The sequence below is a fragment of the Kocuria sp. APC 4018 genome (genome assembly GCF_030407675.1).
GTDB lineage: Bacteria > Actinomycetota > Actinomycetes > Actinomycetales > Micrococcaceae > Kocuria > Kocuria rhizophila.
Genome location: NZ_JASDCY010000013.1, coordinates 46,006 through 53,510, shown reverse-complemented (window position 1 = coordinate 53,510; position 7,505 = coordinate 46,006). Strand labels below are relative to the sequence as shown.

The 7,505-nt window shown below is 72.3% G+C and carries 7 protein-coding genes; 3 read left to right on the top strand and 4 right to left on the bottom strand.

Features of this window, described 5'->3' with window-relative positions; translation table 11 throughout:
* The first annotated feature begins 274 nt into the window (after positions 1-274).
* Together QL985_RS04175 and QL985_RS04170 are read left to right on the top strand one after the other, a co-directional pair.
* Entirely contained in the window at positions 275-1,495 is a 1,221-nt protein-coding gene (locus QL985_RS04175; protein WP_259905222.1) for an MFS transporter, read from the top strand.
* Between the two features lie 57 nt (positions 1,496-1,552).
* Positions 1,553-2,839 carry a cytochrome P450 gene (locus QL985_RS04170; RefSeq protein WP_259905219.1) on the top strand — a complete coding sequence of 429 codons (1,287 nt, stop codon included), beginning with the start codon at positions 1,553-1,555 and terminating at the stop codon, positions 2,837-2,839.
* Positions 2,840-3,039: 200 nt separating this feature from the next.
* On the opposite strand, the gene QL985_RS04165 is transcribed toward QL985_RS04170, so the two are convergent.
* The gene (locus tag QL985_RS04165) at positions 3,040-4,221 is read right to left on the bottom strand and encodes an FAD/NAD(P)-binding oxidoreductase (RefSeq protein ID WP_259905216.1); all 1,182 of its coding nucleotides are present in this window, start codon (positions 4,219-4,221) and stop codon (positions 3,040-3,042) included.
* A 114-nt stretch (positions 4,222-4,335) separates the two neighbouring features.
* Positions 4,336-6,102 carry a peptidoglycan DD-metalloendopeptidase family protein gene (locus QL985_RS04160; protein ID WP_259905214.1) on the bottom strand — a complete coding sequence of 589 codons (1,767 nt, stop codon included), beginning with the start codon at positions 6,100-6,102 and terminating at the stop codon, positions 4,336-4,338.
* Here QL985_RS04160 and QL985_RS04155 point away from each other — a divergent pair.
* Positions 6,083-6,211: a hypothetical protein gene (locus tag QL985_RS04155; protein WP_256388766.1), complete on the top strand. Its 129-nt coding sequence runs from the start codon at positions 6,083-6,085 to the stop codon at positions 6,209-6,211. The genes QL985_RS04160 and QL985_RS04155 overlap by 20 nt on opposite strands.
* A gap of 61 nt (positions 6,212-6,272) precedes the next feature.
* On the opposite strand, the gene QL985_RS04150 is transcribed toward QL985_RS04155, so the two are convergent.
* Both QL985_RS04150 and QL985_RS04145 read right to left on the bottom strand, forming a co-directional pair.
* Positions 6,273-6,794, bottom strand: coding sequence for a DUF664 domain-containing protein (locus tag QL985_RS04150; protein WP_059281536.1), 522 nt, complete (start codon positions 6,792-6,794; stop codon positions 6,273-6,275).
* 193 nt (positions 6,795-6,987) lie between these two features.
* The gene (locus tag QL985_RS04145) at positions 6,988-7,464 is read right to left on the bottom strand and encodes an ester cyclase (RefSeq protein WP_059281535.1); all 477 of its coding nucleotides are present in this window, start codon (positions 7,462-7,464) and stop codon (positions 6,988-6,990) included.
* Between the last annotated feature and the right edge of the window lie 41 nt (positions 7,465-7,505).

Here is a 7,505-nt window from a genome sequence, read left to right as displayed (position 1 = left end):
GTACGGGCTCCGGACGGGCGCCCCGCGGCACCGCTGACCAGGCGGGCCGCGGGGCTTTTCCCTGCCCAGGGCGGGAGGGGTGTGGCCGCGGACAGGACCGCCGAACGATGCCGCCAGGAGGGCGTGCGACGAGAACCTCCGCGCTCGGAGCGGGTGGCGAGGCACGGCGGGACGGTGCGCGGCGGCGTCGTCCCGCGGGTGCCGGACGGGCCGGGAGGCGGCCCCGGGTGACACCGGATGACTCCCCAGGGGGCGCGCCCCGTAGCCTGGTCGGGTGACGTCCCCCGACCCCGAGGCCATGGACCGCGCGCGCATCCGCCGTGCCCGGCTGGCCGTGTCCCTGCTGTTCCTCACGAACGGTGCCATTTTCTCGAACCTGCTCCCGCGGCTGCCCGAGTTCAAGGACATGTTCGAGCTCTCCAACGCGGCGTACGGGCTGGCGGTGATCGCGTTCCCGATCGGCGGCGTGGTGGCCGGGCCGCTGCCCGCTCCCGTCCTGCGACGGTTCGGGACCGCCCGGACCGCGGCCGCGGGTTCCGTGCTCCTGGCCGCGGCCGTGTTCGTGACCGGTTCCGTCCCGGTGCTCGCCGTGTTCGGAGCGGGGCTGTTCGTCGCCGGAGTGCTGGACGCGGTGGTGGACACCGCCCAGAACGCCCAGGGACTGCGGGTCCAGCGCCTCGCCGGAACCTCGATGATCAACTCCATGCACGCCCTGTGGAGCGTGGGTGCCGTGATCGGCGGGCTCATGGGCACCGCGGCCGCCGCCCTGCACGTGCCCCTGGCCTGGCACTTCCTCGTCAGCGGGGTGGTCTTCGCCGCCGTGGCCGTGGTGGCCATGCGGTGGGCCGTGCCGGACGACCACGAGGCCCACGCCGCCGCCCAGGCGGAGAACCTCCCCGTGGACACCGCAGGGATTCCCCGGCTGCCCCGGGGAAGGCGCGCGGCGCTGCTGGCTCTGCTGCCCATCGCGGTGGTCGCCGTGTCCGGGGTGCTCGTGGAGGACGTGGGCTCCAACTGGTCCGCCGTCTACCTCCGGGACGTGCTCGCCGCCCCTGTGGGCCTGGTGGGGCTCGGCTACGTAAGCCTCGTGGGAGCGCAGTTCGTGGGCCGGATCGTCGGGGACCGCCTGATCGACGCGCTCGGCGCCGTCCTGGTGACCCGCATCGGAGGCGTCCTGATCTTCGTGGGCCTGGGAGCCGTCGCCCTCGCGCCCGCTCCGTGGCTGGCCCTGGTGGGCTTCGCGCTCGCCGGTTTCGGCTGCGCCACCATGGTCCCCAACGCCTACGCCGCCGCGGACCACGCGCCGGGCCTCAAACCCGGTACGGGGCTCACGCTGGTCAGCTGGTGCATGCGCATCGTGTTCGTGCTCTCCCCACCTCTGGTGGGGGTGCTCGCCGACGCCGTGGGGCTGCGCACCGCGCTGCTCATCTTCCCCGTGATGGGCGTGCTCGCGTTCCTGTTCGCCGGGGCGCTGCGGGAGCGCCGCCGCTCCTGAACGCAGGCTCAACGACCCTCCCGCAGACGCACGGGCTGCGGGCGCATACTGGGGAGCATGACTTCACAGTTCGGCCAGACCCGTTCCGAGCAGGGCCCCTCGCTGCTGCGCTCCGGCTACCTCTTCGCCTCCCGCGTACGACGCCGCGCAGGCCTCTCCTCGGACTCGGGGTGCCCTGTGCGCATGCCCCTGCTGGGCAAGAATACCGTCCTGGTCCGCGGTGAGGAGGGCGTCAAGCTCTTCTACGACACGTCCCGCGTGCAGCGCGACGGGGCGATGCCCGGCGTCGTCCAGGGTCCCCTGTTCGGAGCGGGAGCTGTCCACGGCCTGGACGGCGAGGCCCACCGGACGCGCAAGAACCAGCTCGCGGACATGGCGTACGAGGACGAGCGCGTGGCCGCGTACAAGCCCTTCGTGGCCGAGGAGCTCGAGGACCTCGTGGCTCGCTGGAAGGACGGCGACAACGTCTACGACAGCACCGCGATCGCCTTCGGCCGCGCGTCCTTCCGGTGGGCCGGCCTGCAGTGGGGCGTGCCGGAGATGGACCGCTGGGCCCACCGCATGAGCCGCCTGCTGGACACCTTCGGACGCCCCGCGAGCCACGTGGTGTCCCGGTTGGACCGGATCGCCCTGGACCGCCGCTTCACCGCGCTCATCAAGGACGTCCGAGCCGGGCGGGTCCGTGCTCCCCAGGACTCCGTGCTCGAGCACATAGCCGGTCTGGTGGACGAGCACGGCGAGCTGGTGGACGCCAAGACAGCGGGCATCGAGCTGCAGAACCTCACCCGCCCGAACGTGGCCGTGGCCCGCTTCGCGGCGTTCGCGGCCACTGCCCTGGTGGAGCACCCCGAGTGGGTCGAGCGCATCCGCACCGCCTCCGAGCAGCGCGGGGGCACCCTGCTGGACGTTCCCGAGGCCGTGGCCTTCGCGCAGGAGGTCCGACGCGTGTACCCGTTCGTGCCCATGCTCCCCGCGGAGCTCACGCAGGACACCGAGATCCAGGGCTGCCCCGTGCACAAGGGGGAACGCGTGGTCCTGGACATCCTGGGCACCAACACGGATCCGGCGTCCTGGGACCGCGCGGCCACGTTCGACCCCGAGCGCTTCCTGGGGGTCGAGGACGCCGAGGCGATCTCCACGTTCATCCCCCAGGGCGGTGCGGACGTGCGCACGGGCCACCGCTGCCCCGGCGAAAAGATCGCGGTCACGTCCCTCTCCGCCGCCGTGGTGGCGCTGTGCCGCCCGGAGGTCCAGCTGCCGAGCGACCAGGACGACCTCACGTTCTCGTGGACCCACATGCTGACCCGCCCGGTCACCGGGGTGCGGGTGCGCTCCACCCGCTGAGCACGGTGGCGCCGGGCCCGTCCGGACCCGGCACCACCCCAGCACGCGCCGCCCCGCCACGCACGGCCCCGGACGACGCCGCCGGGCGCCTCGCGCGGTTCTCTCACGAGGGTGCCCCACGTGGCGTGGAAGCCCCACGTGGGGGTCTCGCATTGGAGTCTCGCGGCGGCGTCGTGGCCCGGGACCAGGGGCCGAACCGCTCAGATCAGACCGCGCAGAATGCCCTTCCAGTACAGGGCGGGCTGCAGCCAGCGGTCGAAGAGGAACGTCCACGGGCGGGGGTTCGCGAGGTCGCGAACGCCGAAGGACGGCTCCGGGCGCATCCGGCGGTCCACCTCCGCGAGCAGCAGTGTTCGTCGGGACAGCGCGATGGGCGCCACGGTGTAGCCGTCGTAGCGCTGGAGCTCCTCGGAATCCGCCGCGAGGAGATTGTGCACCAGGACCGGGCTCTGGCTGCGGATCGCTCCGCCGGAGGCCATGATGCCCAGCGCGGCGGCATCCCCGAGGGACCACACGTGCGGGAAGCGGACGTGCCGCAGCGTCTCGGGCTCCACGGCCACCCGGCCCGCCCCGCCGTCGTCCGCGAGCCCGCTGTCCGCGATCCACGCGGGGGCGCGGTGCGGGGGAACCACGTGCAGGGCGTCGTACTCCACGGTCTCCCGTGCCCCGCCCCGCGTGATGCGCAGGGCCCGGGCCTCCGGGTCCACGGACTCGATGCGAGCGTCCAGGACGGCCTCCACGCCGTAGCGCCGCAGTGCGTCCGCGATGTGTCCGGCCACCCGGGGCTCAGGGAACAGCTCGGGCGCCTCCACGACCACCCGCACGCGGAGGTCCTCCAGCACCCCGGTGCGGCGCCAGCGGTCGCACGCCATGAACAGCGGCTTGTACCCCACTCCGCCGCAGCCGACGTCCTCGAAGCGGATGGTGAACACCGCGGTCCCGCCCCGCAGCCCGGACATCAGGTCCCACGTCTTGGGCGCGAGTTGCGTGATGTAGTTGGAGGCAGCGTGCGGGCCGTCAAGGGCTGCGACCAGCCCGGGCACCCGATCGAAGTCCGGTGCGATGCCGGGGGCCACCACGAGATCGTCGTAACCCAGCTCGGTGCCGTCGTCGAGCGCCACCGTGCGGGCCTGCGGATCCACCCGCGTGACCCGCGCACGGAGCCACCGGGCTCCGGAGGGCATGTACCGCCGCTGCGCCCTGCACACGCTGCTCAGACCGGCCATGCCCGACCCCACGTAGGAGAGCATGGGGCTGTAGGTGTGGGTGGGGCTCGGCTCCACGACCGTCACCCGGACCGAGTCCCGGGATGTCTGCCGCAGGAGGCGCGCCGCGCAGCTCAGGCCCGCGTTGCCACCCCCGATGATCACGATGCGTCGCACGTGTGCCCACTTCCCTGGTTCCGGTCCGGTGCTGGTGCCTCTTGCGGGCAGGCTAGCACCGCACGAACGGGCACCGCAGGATCGATCACCGTGTGGGGGTGGGGAGTCCCGGGGTCAGTTCTGCGGCGCGGCCGGGCCCGGTGCCGCGGGGCCCGGCACCGCGGGGGCAGGCTGGCCCGCTCCCGGTGCGGCGGCGTTCTTGTCCTTGTAGAGCGGCGCGTTCTTCACCAGGTCCTGGAGCTTGGTGAGCTCCGCCGTGGCCGCGGAAGTGAGCTTCGGGTCTGTGGGCTTGGCGGAAGCCCTCTCGACCGCCTGCTGAGTGATCCCCAGCTGCTTCGTGTACGCCGGGTTCACCGCGGCCAGGTTGCGGACGGTGAGCTGCTGGGTCAGCGCCTTGAGCTCCACGTTCAGGGGGGTCAGCGGCCCGAACTGCTCCGCCGGGGTCAGCTTCAGCTGCATGGCCAGCAGGTTCTGGGTGCGCTGCTGGAACTGCTCCAGGGTGGTGAGCTTCGTGATGTCCGCGGTGTACGGGTTGACCGGGGAGGGCGCGGGCGTGGTGGGCGCCGGCTTGGAGGGCGCTGGTTTCGTCGGTGCCGGCTTGGAAGGCGCTGGCTTGGTCGGAGCGGGCTTCGTCGGAGCCGGCTTCGTCGGAGCGGGCTTGGGGGGCGCGGGCCGAGAGGGCGCCGGCTTCGTCGGCGTCGCACCCGGTTTTCCGGGCTCGGACAGCTTGGGGTCAGTGGGCTTGCCGGTGGCACCCTGGGAGCCGGACGCCACCGGGGTCTTCGGCGGAGTCTGCGGTTTGCCGTTGTCTTTGGTGGGCGAGCCGGGTTGAGACGGGCCCTGGGTCACGTGCTTCTTGCCGGAGGAGTTGGAGGCCTTCGGAGCGGATTCGCCGGAGGCCTTTCCGTTCCCGGAAGCCGAAGCATCCTTGGCCGGTGCCGTCTGTTGACCCAGCGCCCGGATCTCGTCCTTGCCCTTTGCGGGCGCCTTGGGGCCGGAGCCCGCGTCCGTTCCCGGCTTGGCTTTCGGGTTGGTGGGGGCCTGCGACACCCCGGCCTGGTCCGCCGTGGAGTACGCCGGACGGGACGCCGGGATGATGTCCTCCCCGGACTTCCAGTCGAAGGACTGCGGGTCCACCACCTTGCCGTCCACCCACGTCTCGAAGTGCAGGTGCGGCCCGGTCACGCGCATGCCGGTCTGGCCCACCACACCCAGTTGCTCGGAGGCCCGGAGGGAGTCGCCCTCGCGCACCATGACCTCTTTGAGGTGGTTGTACGTGGTCTTCATGCCGTTCGCGTGGGAGACCTCCACGCGGTTGCCGCCCCACACGTCCCAGAACACGGCGGTCACCGTGCCGTCCAGGGCGGCGACGGCGGGGGTGCCCTCGGGCGCGGAGATGTCCGTGCCGTTGTGGAACTCGCGCTGACCCGTGTCCGGTGCGGTGCGCCAGCCGAACTCGCCGCCCTTGAGCACCACCACGGGCTGCGCCGGGGCGATCAGGGTGTTGACGGGCAGCTCGCCCTCGAAGGTCGCGGGTGCGCGCGTGCTCGGCGCCACCGAGGACGCCGCCCCGTTGCCCGCTCCGCCGCCCGTTCCGGGCCCGCCCGCTCCGGCCGATCCGCCGCTCGGCCGGGTGCTGCTCAGGGAGACGAGGGAGGCGTCCTGGGCTGCGGATATGGCTGCTGGGTCCGGTGTGGAGGCGAAGAGGGAGGGCTGAGCCGGCTGCGCGGCGTCGTCGGCGGGATCGGTGGCTCCGGGGCGCTGCGGACCCTGGGGGTCCTGCGCCATGGCGGGCTGCCACGGGGCGGTGTCGGTGCCGTTGCTCAACGCGACGCTCCCGGCCACGAGCAGGGAGAAGGACGTGAAGGCCACCAGCGCCATGGACGGCTTCCTGCTGGTGGATGAGCGTGCGCTTGAACGAGCCATGGATGCGATCGTCTCTCCCGGGATGGACTTCGGCGCCGTGAGCCCTGGGGCCGACAGTCAGTAGAACCAGTGTAGGTGAACCCTCAGCGTCTATGCAGTTTCATTGACGTGAAAGTGCGGCCCTGTCAGTAGCGCCCGGACCACTCGTCCACCAGGCCGCGGACGTAGGCGGCCTGCCCGACGTGCTGGGCGGCGTCGTCGATCGTGGAGACGATGCGCACGCCGCGGGTGACGGGCGGGTCCCAGGAGTCGTCGACGACCTCGTCCAGGGAGGCGTCGTCGAGGCCGTTCACGTACTCCGCCGTGCCGCAGCACACCGCGCGCAGGTAGCCGATCAGCAGCCCGGGGTCCTGCACCCGCACGCTCGCGACCTCCCGGGGGCCGTCCCCGAAGCCGAAGTCCTCCGCGGGGCGGTCCAGCCCGAACGACTCGCACCAGCCCTGCGCAGTCCACACCTGCTCCGCCCCGCACAGCGCGGCGATCTGCGCGTCCTGCTGCCGCGCGGCGTGCCACAGGAGCCATGCCATGGAGTTGTGCGTGCCGTCCGGCATGTGGTTCAGCACCTCGGCGGAGACGCCCTCCACCGCGGCCTCCGCCGCTTCCACCGGGCGCTTCGCCGCGTCCGCCACCAGTTCCCGAGCACCCATGTTCCACCTGATTCCGCACCGGTTCCGTGTGATCCACCTCCCACTGTACGACCGTTGCGCGGGCCGCGGGAGGGGCGGGCACCGCAGGTGCAGGGCGATTTCGCGGACGACGACGCGGGGCCGCGGCCGGCGCCCATGGCACCGACCGCGGCCCCGCCGCAGAGTCCGCGACGCATCAAGCGCCGCGACCGTCTCAGTCGTTGTAGGTCAGGCACTCCTCGATGGGCCAGCCCAGCTGCTCCCACATGGGCAGCTTGTTCCACTCCTTGACGAACTCCACGAGCTTGCCGTCCTGCACGCGGAACAGCGCGCACGCGGTCCAGGTGGCCTGGCGGCCGGTGGGCTGGATGTCCCCGTGCGGGGCGCCCTTGTGGGTGCCCTGGGCGGTGTAGCGCAGGGCCACACGGTCGTCCTTGACGAACTCCACGTCGAAGCTCTCGAAGTGCAGGTCGTCCAGCTTGGTCATGAGCTCACCGTGCACGTCCGCGTACTGCTCCAGGGTCTCCGTGCCCGGGAACGTGGTGGGGCCCACGAAGCGGTTGTGCGGTGCGCACAGGTGCGCCACGGCGTCGGCGCTGGCCTCACCCGGGGTGTAGGCGATGCGCATGTACTCCTTGGCCAGCTCCAGGTTGGCCTTTTCCTGCTCGGTGAGGGTGGTGGTGTCGGTCATGGTGTCTCCTTCGCGAGCGGGGTGGCACCCCGCGAGATCTG

What these genes read in the sequence shown, in the direction of transcription:
- QL985_RS04170 (WP_259905219.1), top strand. Translation starts at nt 1,553, where the DNA reads ATGACTTCACAGTTCGGCCAGACCCGTTCCGAGCAGGGCCCCTCGCTG.
- QL985_RS04160 (WP_259905214.1), bottom strand. Translation starts at nt 6,102, where the DNA reads ATGGCGCTGGTGGCCTTCACGTCCTTCTCCCTGCTCGTGGCCGGGAGC.
- QL985_RS04150 (WP_059281536.1), bottom strand. Translation starts at nt 6,794, where the DNA reads ATGGGTGCTCGGGAACTGGTGGCGGACGCGGCGAAGCGCCCGGTGGAA.
- QL985_RS04145 (WP_059281535.1), bottom strand. Translation starts at nt 7,464, where the DNA reads ATGACCGACACCACCACCCTCACCGAGCAGGAAAAGGCCAACCTGGAG.